Annotated in this window: 22 protein-coding genes; 14 read left to right on the forward strand and 8 right to left on the reverse strand. The window is 43.3% G+C overall.

Annotated elements, in window-relative coordinates; all coding sequences use genetic code 11:
- Positions 1-86: 86 nt before the first annotated feature.
- The 12 genes from JEY82_RS10440 to JEY82_RS10495 all read left to right on the forward strand — a co-directional run bounded on the left by JEY82_RS10440 (position 87) and on the right by JEY82_RS10495 (position 10,914).
- Complete coding sequence (locus JEY82_RS10440) at positions 87-989, forward strand: branched-chain amino acid ABC transporter permease (protein ID WP_304085334.1); 903 nt, start codon at positions 87-89, stop codon at positions 987-989.
- A gap of 80 nt (positions 990-1,069) precedes the next feature.
- Positions 1,070-2,293, forward strand: coding sequence for a branched-chain amino acid ABC transporter permease (locus JEY82_RS10445; protein WP_304085335.1), 1,224 nt, complete (start codon positions 1,070-1,072; stop codon positions 2,291-2,293).
- Positions 2,286-3,086: an ABC transporter ATP-binding protein gene (locus tag JEY82_RS10450; RefSeq protein ID WP_304085336.1), complete on the forward strand. Its 801-nt coding sequence runs from the start codon at positions 2,286-2,288 to the stop codon at positions 3,084-3,086. The genes JEY82_RS10445 and JEY82_RS10450 overlap by 8 nt, the downstream gene beginning before the upstream one ends.
- Positions 3,079-3,786: an ABC transporter ATP-binding protein gene (locus JEY82_RS10455; RefSeq protein ID WP_092159012.1), complete on the forward strand. Its 708-nt coding sequence runs from the start codon at positions 3,079-3,081 to the stop codon at positions 3,784-3,786. The genes JEY82_RS10450 and JEY82_RS10455 overlap by 8 nt, the downstream gene beginning before the upstream one ends.
- A 274-nt stretch (positions 3,787-4,060) precedes the next feature.
- Complete coding sequence (gene guaB / locus JEY82_RS10460) at positions 4,061-5,518, forward strand: IMP dehydrogenase (protein ID WP_304085337.1); 1,458 nt, start codon at positions 4,061-4,063, stop codon at positions 5,516-5,518.
- Positions 5,519-5,536: 18 nt separating this feature from the next.
- Positions 5,537-7,084: a glutamine-hydrolyzing GMP synthase gene (gene guaA, locus JEY82_RS10465; RefSeq protein ID WP_304085338.1), complete on the forward strand. Its 1,548-nt coding sequence runs from the start codon at positions 5,537-5,539 to the stop codon at positions 7,082-7,084.
- A 155-nt stretch (positions 7,085-7,239) separates the two neighbouring features.
- Entirely contained in the window at positions 7,240-7,581 is a 342-nt protein-coding gene (gene tatB, locus JEY82_RS10470) for a Sec-independent protein translocase protein TatB (RefSeq protein ID WP_304085339.1), read from the forward strand.
- Positions 7,578-8,690 (forward strand): twin-arginine translocase subunit TatC, encoded by a 1,113-nt coding sequence (gene tatC, locus JEY82_RS10475; RefSeq protein WP_304085340.1) that lies wholly within the window; start codon positions 7,578-7,580, stop codon positions 8,688-8,690. The genes tatB and tatC overlap by 4 nt, the downstream gene beginning before the upstream one ends.
- Positions 8,691-8,729: 39 nt before the next feature.
- Entirely contained in the window at positions 8,730-9,317 is a 588-nt protein-coding gene (gene hisB, locus JEY82_RS10480; RefSeq protein ID WP_304085341.1) for an imidazoleglycerol-phosphate dehydratase HisB, read from the forward strand.
- Positions 9,317-9,973 (forward strand): hypothetical protein, encoded by a 657-nt coding sequence (locus JEY82_RS10485; RefSeq protein WP_304085342.1) that lies wholly within the window; start codon positions 9,317-9,319, stop codon positions 9,971-9,973. Before hisB ends, JEY82_RS10485 begins: the two co-directional genes overlap by 1 nt.
- Positions 9,970-10,698 carry a 1-(5-phosphoribosyl)-5-[(5-phosphoribosylamino)methylideneamino]imidazole-4-carboxamide isomerase gene (gene hisA / locus JEY82_RS10490; protein ID WP_304085343.1) on the forward strand — a complete coding sequence of 243 codons (729 nt, stop codon included), beginning with the start codon at positions 9,970-9,972 and terminating at the stop codon, positions 10,696-10,698. The genes JEY82_RS10485 and hisA overlap by 4 nt, the downstream gene beginning before the upstream one ends.
- A gap of 9 nt (positions 10,699-10,707) precedes the next feature.
- Positions 10,708-10,914, forward strand: coding sequence for a heavy-metal-associated domain-containing protein (locus JEY82_RS10495; protein WP_304085344.1), 207 nt, complete (start codon positions 10,708-10,710; stop codon positions 10,912-10,914).
- A gap of 91 nt (positions 10,915-11,005) precedes the next feature.
- Here JEY82_RS10495 and gatA read toward each other — a convergent pair whose 3' ends face one another.
- The 6 genes from gatA to JEY82_RS10525 form a co-directional block, all read right to left on the reverse strand.
- A complete protein-coding gene (gene gatA, locus JEY82_RS10500; protein WP_304085345.1) occupies positions 11,006-12,472 on the reverse strand; it encodes an Asp-tRNA(Asn)/Glu-tRNA(Gln) amidotransferase subunit GatA in 1,467 nt (488 codons plus the stop codon).
- A gap of 68 nt (positions 12,473-12,540) precedes the next feature.
- Positions 12,541-12,825: an Asp-tRNA(Asn)/Glu-tRNA(Gln) amidotransferase subunit GatC gene (gene gatC / locus JEY82_RS10505; RefSeq protein WP_304085419.1), complete on the reverse strand. Its 285-nt coding sequence runs from the start codon at positions 12,823-12,825 to the stop codon at positions 12,541-12,543.
- 62 nt (positions 12,826-12,887) lie between these two features.
- Complete coding sequence (locus JEY82_RS10510) at positions 12,888-14,936, reverse strand: penicillin-binding protein activator (RefSeq protein ID WP_304085346.1); 2,049 nt, start codon at positions 14,934-14,936, stop codon at positions 12,888-12,890.
- Positions 14,937-15,150: 214 nt separating this feature from the next.
- Entirely contained in the window at positions 15,151-17,061 is a 1,911-nt protein-coding gene (gene dnaK / locus JEY82_RS10515; RefSeq protein ID WP_304085347.1) for a molecular chaperone DnaK, read from the reverse strand.
- A gap of 87 nt (positions 17,062-17,148) precedes the next feature.
- Positions 17,149-17,721 carry a nucleotide exchange factor GrpE gene (grpE, locus tag JEY82_RS10520; protein WP_304085348.1) on the reverse strand — a complete coding sequence of 191 codons (573 nt, stop codon included), beginning with the start codon at positions 17,719-17,721 and terminating at the stop codon, positions 17,149-17,151.
- Positions 17,722-17,865: 144 nt separating this feature from the next.
- Entirely contained in the window at positions 17,866-19,074 is a 1,209-nt protein-coding gene (locus JEY82_RS10525; protein ID WP_304085349.1) for an aminopeptidase, read from the reverse strand.
- A 320-nt stretch (positions 19,075-19,394) separates the two neighbouring features.
- Between JEY82_RS10525 and JEY82_RS10530 the strand changes: the two genes are divergently transcribed.
- A complete protein-coding gene (locus tag JEY82_RS10530; RefSeq protein WP_092158982.1) occupies positions 19,395-19,628 on the forward strand; it encodes a FeoA domain-containing protein in 234 nt (77 codons plus the stop codon).
- Positions 19,629-19,631: 3 nt separating this feature from the next.
- Positions 19,632-21,815, forward strand: a complete 2,184-nt coding sequence (feoB, locus tag JEY82_RS10535) for a ferrous iron transport protein B (RefSeq protein WP_304085350.1) — start codon at positions 19,632-19,634, stop codon at positions 21,813-21,815.
- Between the two features lie 94 nt (positions 21,816-21,909).
- Here the strand turns inward: feoB and JEY82_RS10540 are convergent, their stop codons facing one another.
- Both JEY82_RS10540 and JEY82_RS10545 read right to left on the reverse strand, forming a co-directional pair.
- Positions 21,910-22,311: a hypothetical protein gene (locus tag JEY82_RS10540; protein ID WP_304085351.1), complete on the reverse strand. Its 402-nt coding sequence runs from the start codon at positions 22,309-22,311 to the stop codon at positions 21,910-21,912.
- Positions 22,277-24,070, reverse strand: a complete 1,794-nt coding sequence (locus JEY82_RS10545; RefSeq protein WP_304085352.1) for an RHS repeat domain-containing protein — start codon at positions 24,068-24,070, stop codon at positions 22,277-22,279. Before JEY82_RS10545 ends, JEY82_RS10540 begins: the two co-directional genes overlap by 35 nt.
- Between the last annotated feature and the right edge of the window lie 187 nt (positions 24,071-24,257).

Genomic DNA, 24,257 nt, shown 5'->3' on the forward strand with positions numbered 1-24,257 from the left:
CCTGTGTAACTGATTCTAAATAAAAAATCGGTAAGGGGGGCAGGCTTAACGTCTGTTCCCCTGATCGTGATTCAGCAGGAACTTAAATGGATTATTTTCTGGAATTATTTTTCAGCGGCCTGACTCGGGGAAGTATCTATGCGCTTATCGCTCTTGGTTATACCATGGTTTATGGTATTATCGAGTTGATTAACTTTGCTCATGGTGAAGTTTATATGATTGGTGCTTTTGTCGGACTGACAGTTGCCGGAGTGCTTACCAGCTTTGGATTTCCCGCTACATCAATTATGGTTATGGCATCTATGGCTGCCGTCGTTTATGCTGCTGCTTACGGTTATACACTCGAAAAGATTGCCTATCGTCCTCTAAGGAGTGCGCCGAGGCTTTCTCCTCTTATTTCCGCAATCGGTATGTCTATTTTTCTTCAGAACTATGTGATGCTTTCACAGACTTCTGATTTTCTTTCATTTCCCAAACTTACACCTGAGTTCGATTTCCTTGAGAAGTATTCTTCTACGATCGGTTCATCTGACTTTCTAATAATTACGGTTGCTGCTTTCGTAATGATTGTTCTCAGCCTTTTTATCAAGTTCACCAGAATGGGCAAAGCCATGCGCGCCACGGCTCAAAACCGTAAAATGGCTATGCTTGTCGGAGTCAATGTTGATCAGGTTATATCTGCTACTTTTGTTATCGGTTCATCTTTGGCTGCAGTCGGGGGAGTTCTAATTGCTTCGCATATCGGGCAGATCAACTTTTTTATCGGTTTCATCGCAGGGATTAAAGCCTTCACCGCCGCAGTTCTTGGCGGTATCGGTTCCATTCCGGGAGCAGTTCTTGGCGGACTGATTCTTGGTTGGACTGAAAGTTTCTGCACCGGATATGTCTCCAGTGATTATGAAGATGTATTCGCTTTCGCGTTGCTGGTAATTATTCTGATTTTTCGACCTTCTGGTTTACTTGGCAAAGCTCCAGTTCAGAAGGTTTAATCGGCATAGATGTTCCTTTGATTCAGACCGCGTTAACGGCGTTCTGCCGATCTAATAGATAAAAACGGATTGTTTGAAATATGGAAGGCTTTAAAAAATCTTTATTGGTCTCATTGTGGTTCATGTTCTTAGTCCTGCCTATTATGGGGGTCTTCGTGGACTCAGTTGAGGATGTTGTTATATGGCGATTGGAAAGAGTTCTATACGTTGGTATATGTACTTTTTTCCTTTCTTACGTCTGGCGTTTCATGATTCGGAAAAAGGAAGCTGGCAACAAAGTTGATGAGGAATCCGGCGAAGAGCAGATTTCCACATATAGTAAAATTTTGTCTAGTCCTTCATTTTATTATCCACTGCTTGCCGGAATTTTGATTTTTGCACTTCTTTTCCCGAAACTTTTTTCGATGTATCAGGTCAATATCATGATCTCGGCGCTCATTTATGTGGTGCTTGGACTTGGACTTAATATTGTTGTCGGGTTGGCAGGGCTTCTTGATCTCGGTTACGTAGCTTTTTATGCGGTAGGAGCTTATTCCTACGCGCTTATGAATTTATATTGGGGAGTGAATTTCTGGGTTGCGTTGCCTGTCGGCGCCCTACTTGGAGCTCTTTGCGGGATTTTGCTCGGTTTTCCCGTGTTGCGTCTCCGGGGTGATTATCTTGCGATTGTTACACTCGGATTCGGTGAAATTATCCGGCTTGTGCTGGAAAACTGGGGTGATTTTACTCACGGCCCCAGCGGGATTGCAAATATTCCCAGACCTGACTTTTTCGGCTTGTTCACAGGTCTCTCAAACTCGATACATTTCATGTATTATTTGATGCTTGTGTTGGTTATGTTCACAATTTTTATTGTGAACAGACTTAAAAATTCCCGCATAGGCCGTGCGTGGCAGGCTCTTCGTGAAGATGAGATTGCATGTCAGGCCATGGGGATTGATAAAGTTAAAACTAAGTTGATGGCATTTTCTCTGGGTGCTACATGGGCTGGTCTGGTCGGTGTTATTTTTGCTGCAAAAACTTCATTTATTAATCCGGCCAGTTTTACATTCCTTGAGTCAGCAATCATTTTATCAATTGTTGTTCTTGGTGGTATGGGGTCAATCCTCGGGGTTATCCTCGGTGCCTTAGTGCTCATACTTCTTCCTGAATATCTCCGAGCTTTTTCCGAATATCGCATGCTTATTTTCGGAGCCACAATGGTGCTGGTGATGGTATTCAGACCGCAGGGACTTATTAGAGATGTACGACGGAAAATTGATATTAATGCCGTCAAGAAAGCCTTAGGTGAAGCCAATGAGTAATGAAAAAAGAACAGTGCTTGAGGTTAGGGGAGTCTGCAAAGATTTCGGAGGCCTAAGAGCCCTTGATGATGTCGATCTTGATGTGCGCGAAGGTGAGATTGTTGCTCTTATCGGTCCTAACGGAGCTGGAAAGACTACCTTTTTCAACTGTATTACCGGAATTTATAATCCTACTTTAGGCGATGTGAAGATTGATCCCAGCGGTAAAGGATTCAAGAGAATCAACGGGATGAAACCCAATCATGTCACAGAAATGGGGATGGCTAGAACTTTTCAGAATATCCGTCTTTTTCCATCAATGAGCGTTATCGAAAATGTAATGATAGGGTGCCATTGCCGTACAAAAGCAAGCTTTATCGGAGCTGTTTTTCGCGGTCCGGGTACTAAAAGGGAAGAACGTGAAACCATCATCAAGAGTTACGAACTGCTCAAAGAATTAGGTCTTGATGAATTTTCAGACGAACTTGCTTGCAACCTGCCATACGGTGCTCAGCGCCGTCTCGAAATCGCAAGAGCTTTGGCAACCGATCCTTTCTTATTGCTTCTCGATGAGCCTGCTGCCGGTATGAATCCGCAGGAGACTCTTGAGCTTGAAGATCTGATTGTTTCAATTAAAGAGAAACATAACATATCCGTTCTCCTGATTGAGCATGATATGAAAATGGTTATGAGTCTTTCAGACCGTTTATTCGTTTTAGAGTACGGCCGGGAAATTGCTCACGGAACTCCTCAGGAGGTCAGCCAGAATCCCGCTGTAATCAAGGCTTATCTCGGAGAAGATTTAGATGCTTAAATTAAAAAATATTAATACCTACTACGGTAATATTCAGGCCCTGAGAAATATTAATATCGAGGTCGCAAAAGGTGAAATAATCACCTTGATCGGAGCTAACGGCGCCGGTAAGACCACAACTCTTATGACTATCAGTGGAGTTGTTCCACCGCGTACGGGTGAAGTTTTATATGAAGGTCAGCCTATTCATAAAAAGAGTCCCGATAAAATTGTTAAAATGGGCATATCTCAGGTTCCAGAAGGACGACTCATCTTTCCAGATCTCACTATTACCGAAAATTTGGATATGGGTGCTTTTTTAAGGGATGACAAAGCCGGAATAAAAGAAGATATGGAACATGCGTTTAAGTTGTTTCCTATTCTTTATGAACGAAGAAAACAGCTCGGAGGAAATCTTTCGGGTGGTGAACAACAAATGTTGGCAATTTCCCGAGCGTTAATGGCCAGACCGAAGCTTCTTCTTTTAGATGAACCTTCACTTGGACTGGCTCCGTTAATTATTCGGCAAATTTTCGAAATAGTCAAAAAAATCAATAAAGAAAGTGGAACAACCGTTTTTCTTGTTGAGCAGAATGCGAACCTCGCTTTAAAGACAGCCCATCGAGGTTATGTCATGGAAAACGGGGAGATAATACTCTCCGACACCAGTGAAAAATTGCTGGCGAACGAGGATGTGAAAAAAGCATACTTAGGACTTTAGAGTTGACAAAAATTGGCCCCGCAGATACGCGGGGCCAACTACTTTGAATTACTTTTTAGAATCGGTTGAATCCGGGGCGAAAAAGTATATAATAAGAAATGATTTTTTTTTAATAAATTCCGGCTGGTCGTATCGTCCAGTCATAAACAATTTGCTACTTACAGTACCCCTGTTGTATTATCTTTAAAAGGATGGGCGGGGTTTGAGAGGAATCATAGTGTAATGATTTCTCTTTTCTTTTAGCTAGTAGTCCAAAATTATATGAGAGGAAAAGATGGAAAAGGTAGTTGGTCAGTCTTTGACTTTTGACGATGTTCTGCTTTTGCCTGCCTATTCGGAAGTGCTTCCCGATAAGGTGAACGTGTCCGCTAAACTGACAGAAGAGATTACTCTTGGAATACCTCTTATCAGTGCCGCAATGGATACCGTTACTGAATCTCAAATGGCTATTTCCATGGCTCGCCATGGTGGTGTCGGCGTTGTGCATAAGAATATGAGTGTCAGGGACCAGGTTCGCGAAGTTGAGAGAGTAAAAAAATCAGAAAGCGGCATGGTCACAGACCCTATCACTGTTCACCCTGAAGATACTGTCGGCAAGGCTCTTGATTTGATGGCTGAATTTAAAATTTCAGGCTTTCCGGTAGTAAAAGGTGAACACCTTGCAGGAATTATCACCAATCGTGATGTTCGCTTTGTAAAGGACAGAAACACTCTCGTTTCTGAAGTAATGACCAGTCGTAACCTTATTACTGTTCCACACGGAATAGCTTTCGAAGAAGCTAAAAGACTTCTCCATCAGAACCGTATTGAAAAACTTTTAGTTGTTGATGACGAGAATAAACTTACCGGTCTTATCACCATTAAAGATATCGACAAAGTCAAACAATATCCGAATGCTGCAAAAGATTCACGTGGCAGACTTCGCGTAGGAGCTGCAATCGGAGTCGGTCGCGACTTTATGGAACGCAGTTCGGCACTTGTTGATGCCGGTGTTGATTTTCTTGCTCTTGATTCAGCGCATGGTCATTCTAAAAATATTCTGGACAGCATAAAAGAACTTCGTTCCTGCTTCCCGGATGCGCAGATTATTGGTGGTAATATTGCTACTTATACAGGTGCAATGGCACTTGCTGATGCTGGCGTAAATGCTGTTAAGGTTGGAATCGGACCCGGTTCTATTTGTACAACACGTGTTGTTGCAGGTGTCGGTGTACCGCAGATCTCTGCAATCATGGAAGCTGTCAGAGCTTGCCACGATCGTGGTATATGTGTCATCGCAGACGGAGGCATTAAGTTCTCCGGTGATGTTGTAAAGGCTCTTGTTGCCGGTGCAAATACCGTTATGATGGGATCAATGTTTGCCGGAACTGATGAAAGCCCCGGTGAAAAGGTTCTTTATCAAGGACGTAGCTATAAACTATATCGCGGAATGGGATCAATCGATGCTATGAAGCAGGGTAGTTCTGACCGCTATTTCCAGAAAGATACAAATAAACTTGTTCCTGAAGGTATTGTCGGACGCGTTCCTTATAAAGGGCCTGTTTCTGAAAGTATCTACCAGATGATCGGTGGTTTGCGTTCCGGTATGGGATATGTCGGTTGCGGCTCCGTTCAGGAATTACAGGAGAAGGCTCAGTTTACTCAGATGACTTCTGCCGGATTCAAAGAGAGCCACGTTCACGATGTAATTATCACCAAAGAAGCACCTAATTATAGGGTTGATGCTTACTAATTAAAGTCAGGAGTCGTTATGAAGCACGAAAATAAAGTAATTATTCTGGACTTCGGGTCCCAGTTTACGCAGCTCATCGCTCGCAGAATACGCGAGGTGGGTGTATATTCCGAAATTCATCCTTGTAATGTTGATCCCGAAAAGATTAAAGCTCTGAATCCCGGAGCATTGATTCTTTCCGGTGGCCCTTCATCCGTACTTGATGTGGATTCTCCTCAGCTTGATCCGGCTTACCTTGAAATGAACGTACCTATTCTCGGTATCTGTTACGGTATGCAGCTTTTGACCCATAGCATGGGCGGAAAAGTTGTATCCTCTGAAGATAGAGAATATGGCCGCGCTGACTTTTGCGGAACCGGCGGATGTGAGTTGTGGCAGGGTATTGAAAGCCTTGAGAAACTGACTGTCTGGATGAGCCACGGTGACCGTGTTGAATCCATTCCTGAAGGTTTTAAAATCTGCGGAACAACTGAAAGCATTCCTTTTGCAGCAATGGCTGACGAGGAACGTAAAATTTATGCATTGCAGTTCCATCCTGAAGTTGCTCATACCGAAAGTGGAAATACCATTATTTCCAACTTTGTATTCAAAATTGCAGGACTTAAGGCCGACTGGTCTATGGCTTCTTTTGTTGAAAACAGTATTAAAGAAATGCGTGAAAAGATCGGAGACGCTCAGGTTGTTCTCGGTCTTTCAGGCGGTATAGATTCAACAGTTGTTGCAGTTCTGCTTCATAAAGCAATCGGTAAAAGGTTGCATTGTATCTTCGTTGATAACGGTTTACTTCGTATGCACGAACGTGAAGAAGTTATCGGTTTTCTGGAAGAACATTTCGAGTTGAACGTTAAATGCGTTGATTCCGCAAGGTTGTTCCTTGATAAGCTTGTAGGTGTTGAAGATCCTGAAAAGAAACGCAAACTTATCGGTTATACTTTTATTGATGTTTTCAATGAAGAAGCGCAGGCTCTTAAAAATGTAAAATTCCTTGCTCAGGGAACTCTGTATCCTGATGTTATTGAATCTGAATCATTTAAAGGCCCTTCAGCTGTAATCAAGTCTCATCACAATGTAGGCGGACTTCCTGAAGATATGGATCTTGATCTTGTTGAGCCACTTCGTGAGCTTTTCAAAGATGAAGTTCGTAAAGTTGCTGCTGAGCTTGGACTTCCTGAACATATCATCTGGCGTCAGCCTTTCCCCGGACCGGGGCTTGCAATCCGTATACTTGGTGAAATCACCGATGAAAGGCTTGAAATTCTGCGTCAGGCAGATCGGATCGTTCAGCATGAGCTTCATGCTACCGGCTGGTATCGTAAGATCTGGCAGGGATTTGCTGTTCTGCTTCCGCTCAAGACCGTTGGTGTTATGGGTGATGACCGTACTTATGAGCACGTAATTGCTCTGAGACTTGTTGACAGTCTTGATGCAATGACCGCAGACTGGAGCCGTCTCCCTAATGATATTCTTGCCCGTATGTCCAACCGGATTATTAACGAGGTTAAGGGTGTTAACAGAGTTGTTCTTGATATCTCTTCCAAGCCACCGGCTACAATTGAGTGGGAGTAAATTTACTTCTGCTTAAGGCGTAGAAAAAGTTTTAGAAATCAGGTACAAGATCTCAACAATTCATGAAAAAGCCTATACAGGATTCCTATTCTGAATCCTGTATAGGCTTACAGCGTATACATGGTTTTTTTGCCACAACGAATTAAGGAAATAATATGTTCGGAATCGGTACAACGGAACTTATTGTCATTTTGGTTGTAGCTCTGATTATAATCGGACCTCAAAAACTTCCCGAACTCATTAAAAACCTTGGCAGAGGTCTTTCTGAAGTTAAAAAGATGTCTAATGACGTTAAAAATACTTTAGACGCAGAGGTTTCCGCTGCGGATAATGAAAGACAAGCTAAAGAAGATCGCGCGAAAGAAGAAGCCCGCAGAAAGGCCGAAGTTGAAGCTATGGATAAGGCCCGTCAGGCTGAAGCCGAGAAAGCTGAAGACAAATCTGCTCCTGTGGCAGAAGCTGCTACCGGTTCTGATTCTGAAGGTGGAAAGGCATGAGCGGGAATGACAAAGACTCTCGTGAAGTAGGACAGGAAGAGCAGGAAGATTCGGAAAAACTCGATTCTTCCGGCGATAAGTCCGAATCAGAAAGCGAAGGCTCAACTTCCGCTGAAAAGACTGGTGATGAAGATGGTTCAACTGAGAGTGTAGATTCTGAGACAGGTGATCTGTCTGATGAAGAAGATGATCAGGATGAAGGCGATGAAGAACCGGCTATGACTTTTCTCCAGCATATGGACGAATTGCGTAGACGGTTTATTCGCATTTTTATTGCTTGCGGGGTTGGTTTTTTTGCTTGTTATGCCTTTGCGAAGCCTCTTTTCTCATTGCTCATGGCTCCGCTTGTAGCTACTTTACCTGAAAATTCTACTCTTATCTTTACTTCTCTGCCCGAAGGTTTTGTTACTTATCTTAAGGTCTCCTTTGTGGCTGGTTTTTTTCTTGTTTCTCCGTATATTTTTTCTCAGGTCTGGGGCTTTATTGCTCCAGGACTTTATAAGCACGAACGTAAGTGGATGATTCCACTGGCTTTTCTATCTGCCTTTTTCTTTGTCGGAGGAGCCTTATTTGGCTACTACGTAGTATTTCCCTTTGGTTGTGAATTTTTTATGGGTTTTGCGGATGAATTTATTCGGCCCATGCCTACGCTTCGTGAGTATTTATCATTCTCTTTGAAGCTATTATTTGCCTTCGGTTTAATTTTTGAAATGCCACTGTTTATCTTTTTTTTGGCACGCCTCGGAGTTGTGACTCACACTTGGCTACGCGCAAAACGTAAATATGCAATTCTGGTCTGTTTTATATGTTCTGCCGTTTTGACTCCTCCGGATGTCATTACTCAGACTTTGATGGCTGGACCGCTGGTTATTTTGTATGAAATTGGTATTTGGATTTCATATTTCTTCGGTAAAAGAGGCGGACGCATAGAAGAGAAGGCTAAAGCAAAAGCCGCTGCAGAAGCTGAAAATAATGATGATGATCCTGATGATTCCGGCCCGGATGGTGGCGGAGCAGCAAGTGAAGAATCTGCTGATACTAAAGAAAAAGATAAGAAAGACAGTAAAAAAAATAATTCTGATTACGACGAAGATATGATTGAAATGTAACGGCAGCCGTTTCGGTTGCCATGCTCAAGAGAGGTTGGTTTGTCTAATAGATCTGCATCGATTGCCCGAACTACGAAAGAAACGGATATTGCCCTTTCTGTAAATATTGACGGTGAAGGCCGTACTGATATTTCTACCGGAGTGGGATTTGCCGATCATATGCTTACCCTCATGACTTTCTGGGCGGGTTTCGATCTTGAATTGAAATGTAAGGGTGATCTTGAGATTGACACCCACCATACCCTTGAAGATATCGCGCTTGTTTTAGGACAGGCACTATCTGAAGCCATGGGTGATAAAAAGGGCATAAACCGGATCGGATTTGCCAAGGTTCCAATGGATGAAGCTTTGGTGGAAGTTGTTATTGATCTTTCCGGCAGGGCCTATCTGGTATATGATGATGACATTCTTCCGGCGATTATTGCCGGAGATGAACGTGATGTATGGCGGGAATTTTTCAAATCATTGGCATTTAAAGCCGGAATGAATTTACATATTAAGTTTGAATATGGACGCAACGGGCATCATCTTTTAGAAGGTGCTTTCAAGGCTCTTGGGTTGGCATTCAAACAAGCTCTGTCTGTAGAACGGAAAGGGTTACCAAGCACTAAAGGGAGTCTTGATTAATGAAACGATTTATCCCCATTTTTTTGGTTTGCTTTTTAATTCTGCCAACCCTTATCGGTTGTCAGAGTAAAAGCTCTATCGTTAAGCTTCCTCGTCCGGTTGGAACAGTTGCTGTTGCCGGTTTTACGAATCCTGTATTTAATTGGGAACTCTTGGCAGGGTATCTGCCGCAAGAAGGGAACCCTATCGATAAAAAAGTATTAGAGCAGCTTGATACCAAATTGGTTGAAATTCTTGGAAAGCATGGCGTTACCGGGTACGCGCGTCCAGCGATAACCCGTCAGTGTCAGGAAATCGAAGTTTTCGAAAATATGGGTACAAGACGCGAAGCCGCTTTCAGCTATTGGGTGAAAGTTGGTGAGTGTATGACTTCTGATTATATTCTTGTTCCTCAGATTTTGTTTTGGCAGGATCTGCGCGGAATGAAACAGGCTGATTTAAATATTCAGCCCGCATCTGTGGTTATTGATCTTTTTCTCATCGATGTTAACAACAAGCGCATTGTCAGAAGGTTTCACTTCGACGAAACTCAGCAACCGCTCATGGAAAATATGTTGCAAGCCGGCAAATTTTTTGAAAGAGGCGGTAAATGGGTAACTGGTCTTGAACTTGCTGATGAAGCTCTTCAGAATGGACTTATGGAGCTCGGTTTATGATTATTTTTCCCGCTGTTGATATTAAAGACGGACAGTGCGTACGTCTTGCTCAGGGACAGGCTGATGCTGTCACTGTATTTGGTAAAGACCCTGTAGCTCAGGCTGTTTACTGGGAGAATCAGGGCGCTCGTTATCTTCATGTTATTGATCTTGATGGTGCATTCAGCGGCGTTCCAAAGAATTTTGATCTTATTAATCAGATTTGTTCACAGTTAAGTATCCCGGTTCAGCTTGGCGGCGGAATCAGAGATATTGAAACTGCTGCTAAATATATTGAAGCCGGAGTTAAGCGATTAATTATCGGAACAATGGCTCTTGAAAATGAAAAAATGTTTGCAGAACTTTGCGCTCGTTTTCCCGGACAGATCGGAGTTTCTCTTGACGCTGTAGATGGTAAGCTCAAGTCACGTGGCTGGGTCGAGGATGCTGGAATTTCAATTTATGATATTATTCCTCGTATGGAAGCTGACGGTGCTGCTTTTATTATTTACACAGATATCAGCAGAGACGGTATGGAAACCGGTGTTAACACCAGCGGCCTTGCTGAGCTTTGTTCCAAGACTAAACTTCCTGTAATTGCAGCCGGCGGTGTTGCAACACTTGAAGATATTATGAATTTATATCCGCTTGTTTCTAAAGGGCTTGAAGGCGCTATTTCAGGTAAAGCTATTTATACTGGTTCGCTGAATTTGACTGAAGCTATCGAGTGGCTGGATAATAATTAAGGAGAAGCTATGAAAACTGTTGAAATCAAAGGTATGAGTTGTCCGCATTGTGTTGCTTCGGTCACTAAGGCTTTAAGTTCTGTAGAAGGGCTTAAAAACATCAGTGTCAGTCTTGAAAAAGCAGAAGCTACATATGAAGAAGTCACCCCTGTTGATGAAGCTAAAATCAAGGAAGTAATTTCCAAGATCGGCTTTGAGCCCGGCGCAGTTAAATAGTTTAAATTTGATGCTAATTATTAAGCCCGCATTCCATATGGAATGCGGGCTTTTTTATTAATTATATTTAAAAGTTTAGATCGTTTAAATTTTAAACCATCTGCGGCTTGGAAAAATCAGGCAGATTCTTTTCAAGTACATTGGCAGCTTGAAGCATAGTCGTTTCACCAAAAGCGGGAGCCATGAGCTGGAGTCCTACGGGCATATTGGTATCTTTACCAATTCCGACAGGGAGGCTCATGCCGGGCATTCCGACCAGATTCAGTGAGATAGTGAATATATCCATAAGATACATCTGCAAAGGATCAGCGGTAAGCTCGCCGACAGGAAAAGCTGTGGTCGGGCAGGCTGGGCCTGCGATTAGATCACATGATTCGAATGCTTTTTCAAAGTCGTTACGCATGAGTCTGCGTATCTGAGCGGCTTTGCAGTAGTAGGCGTCATAGTAACCTGCGGACAGAACGTAGGTTCCGATGATTATACGACGCTGTACTTCGTCACCGAATGCTTCTGTACGGGATTTTGTGTAAAGATCTATAAGTTCATCGGCATCTTTGGTTCTATGCCCGTAGCGAACGCCGTCAAAGCGTGAGAGATTGGAACTGGCTTCTGCCATTGCTATAATATAGTATGTGGCAATGGCGTATTCTGTCATGTTAAGCTTGACAGGTACGGTCTTTGCTCCGAGTTCTTCTGCTTTTTTAATGGCATTTCGACAGGTTTCGGATACTTCTTCTGAAAGTCCTTCACCCCAGTATTCTTCGGGAAGACCTATGGTCAGTCCTGAAAGGTCAGTGCGTTCAGCTAGTGCTCCGATATAATCCGGCACTTCACAGTTTACCGATGTAGAGTCTCTTTTATCGTGTCCCGCAATGACGCTCAGAACTCTTGCGGAGTCCTCGACTGTACGAGTCATGGGGCCGATCTGGTCAAGTGAAGAGCCGTAAGCAATCATGCCATAACGGGAAACTCTTCCGTATGTGGGCTTTACACCTACACAACCGCAAAAGGATGCCGGGAGTCTGATAGAACCGCCTGTGTCGGTGCCTAGAGCCGCAAAACACTGTCCTGCGGTAACGGTTGCACCGGAGCCACCACTTGATCCGCCGGGGACTCTGCTGAGGTCACAAGGGTTGAGAGTTGTCTGGTAGGCAGAGTTCTCAGTAGTGGAACCCATGGCAAATTCGTCCATGTTGGCTTTAGCTATAATGATGGCGCCAGCTTCTTTAAGCTTGGTGACCGATGTTGCGTCGTAAAAAGGAACAAAATTTTCAAGAATTTTAGATCCGCAAGTAGTTGTAATGTCTTTGGTTGCAAGAACATCTTTAATTACTACGGGCACTCCCCATAGCGGCTTAGATGAATCCGGCCCCTGCTTATCCATTTCTTCTGCCTGTTTCAGAGCCTCTTCCCCATTTTTAGCCAGCAGAGCTTTAATTTGAGGTTCGGTTTTCTCAATTTGCTGTAAACATGCTTTAACGGCATCAACAGCAGTGACTTCACCTGCAATGAGTAGGGAGTGTATTTCTGTGAGTGATTTTTCTATGAGTGAGGACATTATATAACCCGTGCAGTCTTTAAGTTTGTGAAAAAATAAAAGGGCAATTGTGCGTATTAATGCGGCCTTTATACTATTCTGGGAACAATAAAGTATTGACCGTCAGAATCAGGTGCATTGGCGAGAATTTCATCTCGGGTGTGCTCTTTGACGACAATATCTTTACGCAGAACAGTAGTATGCTCAACCGGGCTGAACATCGGTTCGACATTACTTGTGTCAATTTCGTTGAGCTTGTCCATATAGGTCAGAATATTATGCAATTGTCCTGCGAATATTTCAGTTTTTTCTTCTGATAAATCCAGACGAGCCAGATTGGCTACGCGCGCAACTTCCTCAGTACTGAGTTTCATTTCACTCATTGAAGTCTCCTTTAATATATCTCTATTGGTGGTGGTCAGGGTGAAAAAGCCGGTTATTGAGGCTTATTTTCTGCACCGTTTGTTTCGTTAAGTTTAGTCTGTGTTTCATCCCAGGCTTTAATTCTTTGCGCTCTTCTGTTTTTCGCATTAGCAAGTGTGCTTTTTACGATAGAAGCATCAATTCTGGTTTTTCCATTGCGTTCAGGGCGGAACAGGAACAGTTTTTGATTAGCTTTTCCATCAGCGTCCCAGTGAATAGGGGCCAGACTGAAATCTATATGCTGTGCATCAGCAATTCTTTCGTTTACAATTTCAGGGGTCCATCCGGGAGAGAATGTTCCGAGCTTGCTTGAGAATTTAATGAAATCATAACCTAGTGCAACCCAGAAATCAGGGGTACCCAGTCCTTCACGATTCATTACTTCTTTTAGGCGTACGGCTCCTTCACTGGCGGACCACCATGCTCCCGGAGCAACGGTCAGCTTAAGGTTATGAGCTTCAACGTCTCTTGCAGAGTTGAGAGCCTGACTCCACAGTTCCGGTCCGAGAAAGACCAGTGTGTCTGCTTCGTGAAAGAAAAAATGAGGAATCAAGAGCTGTGCCTGACGCCATGTGTCAGGAATAAATACTGCTCCGAAGTCTGTTTCAGTAAGTGGAGCGTCTTCATCCAGTCCGTCAGCTTCATTTTCAGCTTTTTTCTCAGGAGCTTTGACAAGTTTACCTACGACTTTACCCCATTTGGGGAAATCGTTGGGAGGATATGATTCCATTCCGGTGATTTTAGCGCCGCGGGATTTTGCCATATTCCAGAAGATCTTAGACATCTGTCGTCCGAATTTTTCCTGAGGGTAGAGAACTGCAAAATCGGTAATTCCAAGATCATTAATTGCTAAGTCGAGAGAAGCGCGGATCTGGTCTTCGGGGCTGGAGAAAAATCTCCAAGCCTGTTTTCCTTCTTCGAGATTTCCGGGTTTAGCCAGAAATGAAAAAGTAACTTTTTCCGCATAGGTTTCAGATTGTTCCAGCTCTTTGAAAGCTTTAACATTAATAGGTCCGCCAAGAACAGTGTACCATGGCGGTAAGTTTTGAACCCGTTCAACCCATCCAGCTTCTTCGGTATTGATTACCTGTACATCCACGTCGAGTCCGGCTTTGGTGAGTTCCCACTGCGCTGCACCTGCTCCGCGAATGATTTTCCAGCCGTAATCCTGAAAACGCCCGGATATAGGGAGTACTAAAGCTATACCTACGCGTGGAATTCCGTACTTGGCTTCAAGCGTGGAAATTATTTTATTAAATAAATGTTTGTCTACAATTTGACCACGGTGAACAATACCGGACATTGTCCGCCATGCCATCGGCCAGTATTCTTGGGCCGAAGATTGTCTGATCGCTTTTTCAAAAAGAATCAGCTCGTAGGGGAATTTTAAATTATTATCGCCTGAGATCAGTTCAGAATTGTTTTTAAGTTCTTGATCAGACTTGGAACCCAGGCTTGTGATAAACCAGCTTTCAAGCTCTTTTCGATCATCATCGTTTGGAGCAATAGAATAAAGTCTTTCCAGGGCGGCCAAAGATTCTTCATTTTGATCAAGACTGGAAAGATTTTTGCCTGCCTGTGAACGGATGTCCCAAGGGAGAGCACCATTTTCCATTGTTTCTGCAAGGTGTGTTCTAAGCGTCGAAAAATTTTTAATGGCGAAAAGAGAATCAAAGTAGCATTTTTGCCATACTTCGGAACTTAAAGCCTCGGGCGATTGCTGTTTCCACTGCTCAAGTCTTGCTTTAGCTTCGTGATAGTGCCCTGATTTGTACGAGCTAACAGAAAGTCTTTCAAGGGCCGGCAGAATGATTCTTTTAGGAACATCAGTGCGTTCAAGAAGACGGGTGTAATATAGCTCACTGGCAATATAATCTTTTTTAAACCATGCTTGGTCGGCGGTCTTAATCAACTCATTTGTGGATAGCATTTGAGTAGAAATAGTGGAGCTGATCGGTTGCTTTTGGAGCGACACGCAGCTTGTAGTTGTGCTTAAGATTGCAGCAACCAGAACTAGGGCGAAAATATGAGAGAAAAGCCGGAAGGATTTCTCGTGATTCATTGAGTTTTCCATGCACAGTTTGTGGCCCATGAAAGTCAATACGTCAATGGATTTGGACTTTGCATGGTATGTTTTATAAAAAAAATCCGGCCAACTCCATTTAGGAGAAGGCCGGATAAAGCTATACTGAGTGGATTGTCATTGCAAGTACGGGATTCATGAATGTTTTACCGGTTATCGGCTTTAAACAATCTCCTGACTTAGACAATTCTAATTATTTTACTTCGGTGTAGTCGGCGTCAACAACATCTTCGTCGTTTGCCCCTTTTTTATCATCTGCAGCACCGGCAGCGCCTGCTTCACCCTGATCAGCACCAGCCTGATTCTGGTTGGCATAAAGCTGTTCAGCAAGTTTATGAGAAGCCTGTGAAAGAGCTTCGGTCGCTTGCTTAATGGCTTCAACGTCTTCGCTGTCTAAAAGCTTTTTAAGTTCTTCAGCTTTAGCTTCGATGTCGATTTTCAGTTCTGCATCCACATTGTCGCCTACTTCACGCAGTGACTTTTCAGTTGTGTAGATCAGAGAGTCAGCCTGATTGCGTGCTTCAATGAGAGTCTGCTTTTTCTTGTCATCTTCAGCGTGAGCTTCAGCATCTTTAACCATCTTTTCAATTTCGTCTTCAGAAAGACCGGATGAAGAGGTGATCTGGATGGACTGTTCTTTACCGGTGCCCATGTCTTTTGCAGCAACTTTGACGATACCGTTGGCATCAATGTCGAAGGTTACTTCAATCTGCGGAACACCACGGGGAGCTGCTGGAATTCCGGTCAGTTCGAAACGACCGAGAGTCATGTTGTCACCAGCCATGGGGCGCTCGCCCTGAAGAACATGGATGGAAACAGAAGGCTGATTTTCAGCAGCAGTAGTGAAAACCTGACTTTTGCGGCTCGGGATAGTTGTGTTTCTTTCAATAAGCTGAGTAAAGACTCCGCCCATTGTTTCGATACCCAGAGACAGAGGAGTTACATCAAGCAGGAGGACGTCTTTAACATCACCGGCGAGAATACCACCCTGAATGGATGCACCCATTGCAACAACTTCATCAGGGTTCACGGAGCGGTTAGGCTCTTTACCGAACAGTTCCTGAACTTTCTGCTGAACTAGGGGCATACGTGTCATACCACCGACGAGGATTACTTCGTCAATGTCCGAGGCTTTCAGGCCTGCATCTTTAAGTGCTTTCAGGCAAGGAGCTTTGGTGCGGTCAACAAGGTCTTCAACCAGTTTTTCCAGCTTAGCGCGGGAAATTTTAACCATAAGGTGCTTAGGACCGTTCTGGTCAGCTGTGATGAAAGGCAGATTGACTTCAGTTTCTGTGGAAGTGGAAAGTTCTTTCTTGGCTTTTTCGCCAGCTTCTTTAAGACGCTGTAGAGCCATGCGGTCCTGAGAAAGATCAATACCGTTCTCACGTTTGAATTCTTCAACGAGATATTTGATTATGCAGTGGTCAAAATCTTCACCACCAAGGAAAGTGTCTCCGTTGGTTGCGCGAACTTCAACAACATTGTCGCCGACTTCAAGGATGGATATATCAAAAGTACCGCCACCGAGGTCGAATACAGCAATTTTTTCGTTTGCTTTTTTATCAAAACCGTAAGCTAAGGAAGCAGCAGTAGGTTCGTTGATAATACGCTTTACTTCGAGACCTGCAATTCGTCCGGCATCTTTTGTTGCCTGACGCTGTGAGTCATTAAAATAAGCAGGAACTGTGATGACAGCTTCAGTTACTTCTTCACCGAGGTAGTTTTCAGCATCTTTTTTGAGCTGCTGAAGGATGATTGCTGAAATTTCAGACGGGCTGTATTTTTTGCCGTCGATTTCAACCCAGGCGTCTCCGCCTTTTCCGTCTACAAGTTCGTATGGACAATGTTTTGACCATTCTTTTACTTCAGGCGAATTCACCTGACGGCCCATGAGGCGTTTGATCGCGAAGACAGTTTTTTCAGGGTTGGTTACAGACTGGCGTTTAGCAATCTCACCAACAAGACGGTCTGCGTTAGTAAAAGCTACGATAGAAGGTGTTGTACGTCCGCCTTCTGGATTTGTTACGCATTTAGGGTCTTTCCCTTCCATTACGTAAACGCAAGAGTTGGTTGTACCTAAGTCGATTCCAATTATTTTACCCATATATTAATTCCTCCTGATAAGAATTCATTTTGTTTGCTTTATCAATTAATGTCTAAATATCACTTGTAAAGATGCAAATGCATTTAATTAGGTTAATTTATTAACCATGACTTTCGCAGGACGGATTATTCTGCCTTTCAGAACATATCCTCGTTGCATTACTTGAGCGACCGAGCCGTCCGCAAGTTCTGCAACTTGAGCCATTCCCATTGCTTCATGAAAGTTCGGATCAAAATCTTCACCAGGCTTTCCAACCGCTTCGAGACCGTGTCTGCTAAGGGTTTCCAGAAAAAGTTTTCTAGTCATATCTACACCCATTACGAAATCCTTGCATGCGTCTAAATCTTTTGCATGATTAAGAGCCAGATCAAGGTTATCGAGAATAGGAAGTAAATCCGAAAGGATGTTTTCCGCAGCGAATTTTTTAAGTTCATCGGTTTCGCGGGAAACTCTTTTCTTGAAATTTTCACTGTCAGCCAAAGCTCTTAAGCGATCTTCTTTGGCTTGTTCCATCACATCGCATGTTGAGCAGATATGTTCCAGACACAGAGCTTTCAGCTCGTCTTCGCTTAAAGTCATCTCATTTGCAGCAGCTTCATCAGCTTCAGGAGCGACATTTTCTTCTTCGTTCATTTCTAAATTATCTTTTTTTCCAGGCATGGATTCTCCAGTGACATGAATTAACGGTCTGCGAACCTTGAAAAGGTCTGTCAGAACGCGTAATTAGAGAAATAAGCATCTCGATAGGCTTGTCAACATCTCTGATGGGTTCATATGTTACTTTTTTGTGTTCAATTGTGATTTTTAAATTTTGAATACTCCGTTTTCATATATTACTTTTCGCTTTCCGTCAGCTAAATTTGCAACAATGATCTTCTCTTCAGTGTTTACAAGATCCCAATGTGTGCTGGATGTATTGAATCCAAGTGCGTCCATAAATGGTTTATCAAGCATTTCAGGTGGACCGGAGAAAGTTTCAAGCAGTGATTGCCCAAGGGCAATATGACAGCTTCCAAATTCTCCTCCGAAGTTTTCATCTAAAATAGTTTGAGACATGAAGTGGTCAACTCTGGAAAAGCTTGAGTCGGTTAGAGAGAATTCGCCGACACTTCTTGCTCCGCCGTCCGCGCGTAATTGATCCAGCAAGAAATTTTCCCCACCCATGGCAGTTGCTTTGATAGCAATCCCGTCTGAGAATTCGAGGTGAACTCCGTATACCATTCGATCCATATATAATGATGGGAGGTCCGCAAAATAATATCCGTTTACGGTGCGGCAGTCCGGAGAGATGTATACTTCATAACTGGGAACATTGCCGCCGTTTGATCCCTGCCATTGCCTGTTTGCTCCCGGAGAAAAATATAAATCACATAATTCTGATTGTATTTGAATCGTTTTGATATCCATTGAACTTAACCAGAGGGCTATTTCGGATGTTTTTTCTGAAATTTTCTTCCATTCCTGAGCAGGAGACGGCATGTTTAAATAGCAGGCTCGCATTAGCTTGATTGTGTATTCTTCCAAAGAAAATCCAGCCTTATCCGCTAAAGCCTGTGTCGGGTAAACACATTCAGTCCATGCCAGTGAGCCGTATATTTTTCTTTTTTCAAGACGCTGTCTGAATTTGTTTGAAGCTTTTTTGTTAGCCATTATTGACAGGGGGTCAATTTCAGCCATTGCATCGACTTCTTCCGGTGCATGAATTCTGATAACTCCGCGGGCAGTGTCATACAGTTCTGTTTTACCGGGCGGAAAGAATGTCAGTTGACCGTAGCTTGAGTTTATATATATTTCGGCTTTCATGGCAGGTGTCAGAGCTGTTTCCATTACCGGATGCATGTGTTTTTCGATCAAAAGGGCAAAGAGAGCTTCTGCAAGCGGAGTGGCAGTGTTGTCATATTTTATGATAATGATGTCCCGATTTTTAAACGAACTTTTTAATTGAAGTTCAAGCGCCCCGATCAGAACTTTGGCATACTCGCGTAAATCTTCATATGGGAATAATTTTGTCATTATGTATTTGGTGGTCAGAAGGTTGGTAGTGTATAGTTTATTCACTTAGATAATAAAATTAGAGTTTGAGTTCGAGATGTTAAAGGTTTTATTAAACGTAATCCACCACAAAAAAAAATATGAATGCAATCGAAAATAGAAAAAAAGAGCAGAGTTCTTGTTTTTAGCTGTTAATAACAACTTTATTTATTTTAAATATACCGTCTATTTGAGATTGACTTTCAATCAGTATCAAGTCTAAACAGAATTTCGCAAAGAGAAAACGGACTTAATAATGTTGAAAATGAAAATCAAGGTCATATATATTGAGAGGGAAGTTTATGTCAGTTTCGCTTAGGTCGATGACTAAAGATCAGAAGGGTGTAGTTGTTTCTGTTAATGTAAGTGGCGAATTGGGGCGCAGAATAAGAGATATGGGGCTGATTCCCGGAACGGAGTTCAGAATTGTGGGACGCGCTCCGCTTAAAGATCCTGTTGCACTTCGTATGAAAGGTTTTACTCTGACTCTTCGTAATAATGAAGCTGATTTTATTACCGTCAAAGTAGAGGAATAATATATGAGTGATAAATTTTTTGTAGCAGTTTCAGGGCAGCCTAACTGCGGTAAAAGCACAATGTTTAATGCTTTGACCGGTTCTACAGCCCGAGTCGGTAACTACCCCGGCATAACTGTTGACCGGACCGAAGGGAATTATACTAAAGATGGTGTTTCGATACGTCTGGTAGATTTGCCTGGAACCTATTCTTTAACTTCTTACTCAATGGAAGAAGTTGTTGCCAGAAATGTTATTGTAGATGAAAAGCCCGATGTTGTTATCAACATGCTTGATGCAACATCTCTGGAAAGAAGTCTTTATCTGGCGGTCCAGTTCATGGAGATAGGAGTTCCTGTTGTTCTCGGCCTTAACATGATGGACGAGGTCAAGAAAAAGGGAATCCGTATAGATTCGAAAAAGCTTTCCAAGCTTATGGGTGTCCCTGTTATCGAATGCGTTGCCCGTCGTGGTCTCGGTACAGATGAATTGATGCAGGCTGTGCAACAGGTGGCCGATAAGACTAAAGGCAAATGGACTCCCGTAAATATTTCATACGGTCATGATCTTGATCCTGCAATTGAAGAAATGACAGCATTGATCAAAGAAAATGAGTTCATGACTGATCGTTATGATCCGCATTGGCTGGCGGTTAAATACCTTGAAGAAGATGAAATTGTTATCAAGAATGGGCGTAAGGCCGGAGCATTGGCGGAACAGTTGCAAGCGATCGTTAAAAGAGTTTCGGATCATGTCCAAAAAACTCTAAACACTTATCCTGAAGCTATTCTTGCCGACTATCGTTACGGGTTTATCAATTCTATTCTTAAGCAGGGTGTCATCAGCCGGGAAGATAACCTTCGATTTGATTTTTCTGATAAGGTTGATACCGTTCTGACTCATAGATTTTTGGGACCGATCATTATGATCGGTGCCATGTATGCAATGTTTTACGTAACATTCACCTTCGGGGCTTATCCACAGGGCTGGGTTGAAGACGCCTTCGGCTGGTTGTCTTCTACTGTCTCGGCAGTGCTGCCTGACGGATTATTGAAATCCATGCTCGTGTCCGGCGTAATTGACGGCGTCGGGGCTGTTATGGGCTTTACCCCGCTTATCCTTATCATGTTTGCGATGCTCGTTTTCTTAGAAGATCTCGGCTACATGGCCCGTGTTGCGTACATGGTAGACAGAGTTTTTCGTATGTTCGGTTTGCATGGAATGTCGATTATGCCATTTATTATGGCGGGTGGACTTCCCGGTGGTTGCGCTGTTCCGGCCGTTATGACTTGCCGTACATTACGGAGTCCTAAAGAAAGAATCGCGACAATCCTGACTGCTCCGTTCATGATTTGCGGTGCTAAGGCTACAGCTTATATTATGCTGGTCAGTGCCTTTTATCCTGAGTCCGCAACATCTGTGATGTTCTTTTTAGTACTTATCTCGTGGGCCTTGGCTCTTTGTGTCGGCAGACTTTTGCGCTGGACAGCTTTAAGAGGGGAATCCACTCCATTTGTAATGGAGCTTCCGCCTTACAGACTTCCAACTATTCACGGTGTTGCTATTCATACGTGGGATAGAGTTTGGCAGTATATCAAGAAGGCAGGGACTGTAATTCTCGCCATTTCAATCCTGATGTGGGCTTTGATGACTTTCCCTCAGCTTACTGCTGAAAGAGTTGACGATTATGAAGCACAGCGCGCACAGGTTACTGTTGAAAGTAAAAATTGGGATGGCTCTGAATATCAGAAACAAGTGCAGCTTGATAAAAAGTTGAGTGTTATTGATTATTCTAAAGGTGAGGAAGCTCTTAAAACCTCATATGCCGGACGCATGAGCAACGCTATATCTCCGGTAACGAATCTTGCGGGCTTCCCGTGGCAGGCAAATATATCTTTTATCGGCGCATTTGCCGCGAAAGAGGTTTTCGTCTCCACCATGTCCACTGCCTATTCACTGGGTGAAGAAGATCCTGATGATGCAACCACTTTGAGTCAGAAAATTGCAGCCGATCCAGCATGGACTCCAGCGGTTATCTGGTCGGTATTCATCTTCATGCTGGTTTATGTGCCGTGTATGGTCACGGTTGCGGTAATCATTAGAGAGACAAACTGGAAGTGGGGACTGTTCTCAGTATTCGGTTCGCTTGGATTTGGTTACTCACTATCGGTTCTGATTTATCAGGTTGGTACTTTACTAGGGTACTAAATTAGCTAATTATATTACTGATTATATTAAATGTTAAAACGCCCCGTACTGTTATCAGTGCGGGGCGTTTGTTTGTTGATGAACCTGTCGATGGTTAGTTCTTTTCACTCTTAATATCTTTTAATTCGGGATGTCGATCATAGAAACCTTTCAGGGGTTCCAGCAGAACCTTGCACCTCGGGCAAAGCTCATTTTGAGGAGCTTCTCCTATACCAAAAGGAGTCTCGCATGTTGGACAAATTGTGTCTTCTAATTCTACCATTTTGCTTGGTAGTTTTGGTTTATAAAAAACACTGTAGCCGATGATGATTAGCCCTATAGCAGTCATAGTCCAACGGCCAGTCAATCCGATATGTTGTCCTCTAATTGTTGTAATATCTAGCTCTGAAAGAGGCATGCTCCATAGGATAAGAATAATTCCAAATAAACCGATCACAAATTTTGTAAAAATTGATTTTAATTTATTTTGCCTTTTTCGGGTTTCGCTTAAACTCATTATGTTTACTCTTCTTTGATTTTGAAAATGCTGATTCGAGATATTGAGTTATCTGAGAGTAGGCCTCCGTGCTCAGTTCTCCCGCTCCTTCAGCAAGAGATCCAGGGGCTGTGGCAAGCCCATCCTCAACAAGTGCTCCCTTTGTAAAATCTAGTACAGTTTGTGCTCCCGGCGTCGTAGCTATCTTAGTTGCAACAGATGTTGCTGCGCTCGAAACAGCAGGGCCGGCTGCGATTCCTGAAGCCAAAGCAATCGGTAGTGCCCCTGCCCCGAAAGCTATCTTTGTATATTTTTGTAACTCTTTATTTTTCTTAAATTCATCTACCGTTTTCCCGACAGCCTCACCCGCTGCATCTGCGCCCTTATCAAGAGCTTTTATCGCAGCCTTTCCACCTTCGGTAGTAGCTTTTTTAATGCCCTTAATGCTTTTATCCGTTGCCCCTTCAAGTCCTTTCGGTATCGCAGTAGAAGCTTTACGTAATCCTGAGATTATTTTTGAAAAAGCTCCTTCCTTTTTTTCCTCACTCTTTCCAGCCAATCCCGTCCGGTCATGAAAATTAATCGGATCATCAAGGCAGTAACCATAAACATCCACATCTCCGCCAGCTAAACCGATTGGATCGGGGGTTATGAACCTGCCGATGGTAGGATTATATTCGCGATATCCCAAATGTACGAGTCCGGTATCTTTGTCTGTCAGTCCCGCGGCGAATCCTAAACAGACCTCTAAACGGACTCCGCTATCGAGTAACACATTACCAAACGAATCATATATAATCCGCTTTACATCATAACCTCTTTCGTCTGCAACCATGAAGATAGTGCCGACTTGATTTGTAGCAAAGAGAAAGGTGCGTCCTTCAAATGTCATGCTGACGCGATCGCCTTCTTCGTTATAGGTAAAGACTTTCGGGTGTAATCCTTCCCCGTCTGTTACAGCAATAAGCGTGGTCAAATCATGCCAGAGATATTTTTCGACAACCTTACCGTTGATAGATTTAGCAATTCTCCGCCCCAGAGGATCAGAGGTATATTTGATTCTGCGTCCGTCCGGCAGATGTACTTCGTGGAGCGGGCCGGATTCAAGGTACGAGTATCTCGTCACCTGTCCGAGATCTGTTTTCATGATCATACGGCCTTGGTTGTCGTACATATATTTTACTTCGCCAGCTTGAAGAAGCTGCATGTTCTGGCCGTACTTAAACAATCGCGGCTTTGTCTGCCGAGTTTCCGCGAATAACCGTTCTCCGTTTTTGCCGTACTGATAATGTTCGATAACAGCGTTGTCACAGAGGACTTTGCTGAGTCTGCCGCCGTTGTCGTATTCATATTCACGTTCAATCGCTTCTGGATCAAGAACTATGCCCGTGTATATGATTCTGCTGTTTTCATCTCGAATGTTTTCGCCCGTGCCATTTTCCGCCTGACGCGGCTGATTTCTTTCCACTTCTGCGAGCAGTTCCTGTCCGTATTGAGTTTTTCTCAAATCTTTAACAAGTGGCAATTCGGGATTTTCAATAATAAACTTTGCGTGGAGATTACGCTTGGTTTTCTTAAGATATTCTTTTTCGTATTCCATTTCTCTAAGCTTGCGTTCCCATAACGCCCTGCGTTCAGGGGACATCATGCTTGGATACATGCGTTCATGAGCTGGAAATTCTTTTAGGTAATAATACGGGCTATCCATTTCTTCCGGTCCCTCAAGAATTGAGTTCGGCACCACATCGTACATCATTTCCAGAATGTCTTCAGGAGGCAATGAGTTCTTGTACAATCTGACGTTAATTGGAATGTCTTTGCCTTCTTTTCTCTCAATTTGTAACCACCGGGGTAAATCATATTTTTTATCCTCATGCGTTTGTAACTGCCTCCCAAAATACAGACCTATTCTGAATTTTAACGACAATCGTTTGTCTTAATAAGCAGAGGATAACGAACAGGGCGGA

This window comes from Maridesulfovibrio ferrireducens (assembly GCF_016342405.1).
Lineage (GTDB): Bacteria > Desulfobacterota > Desulfovibrionia > Desulfovibrionales > Desulfovibrionaceae > Maridesulfovibrio > Maridesulfovibrio ferrireducens_A.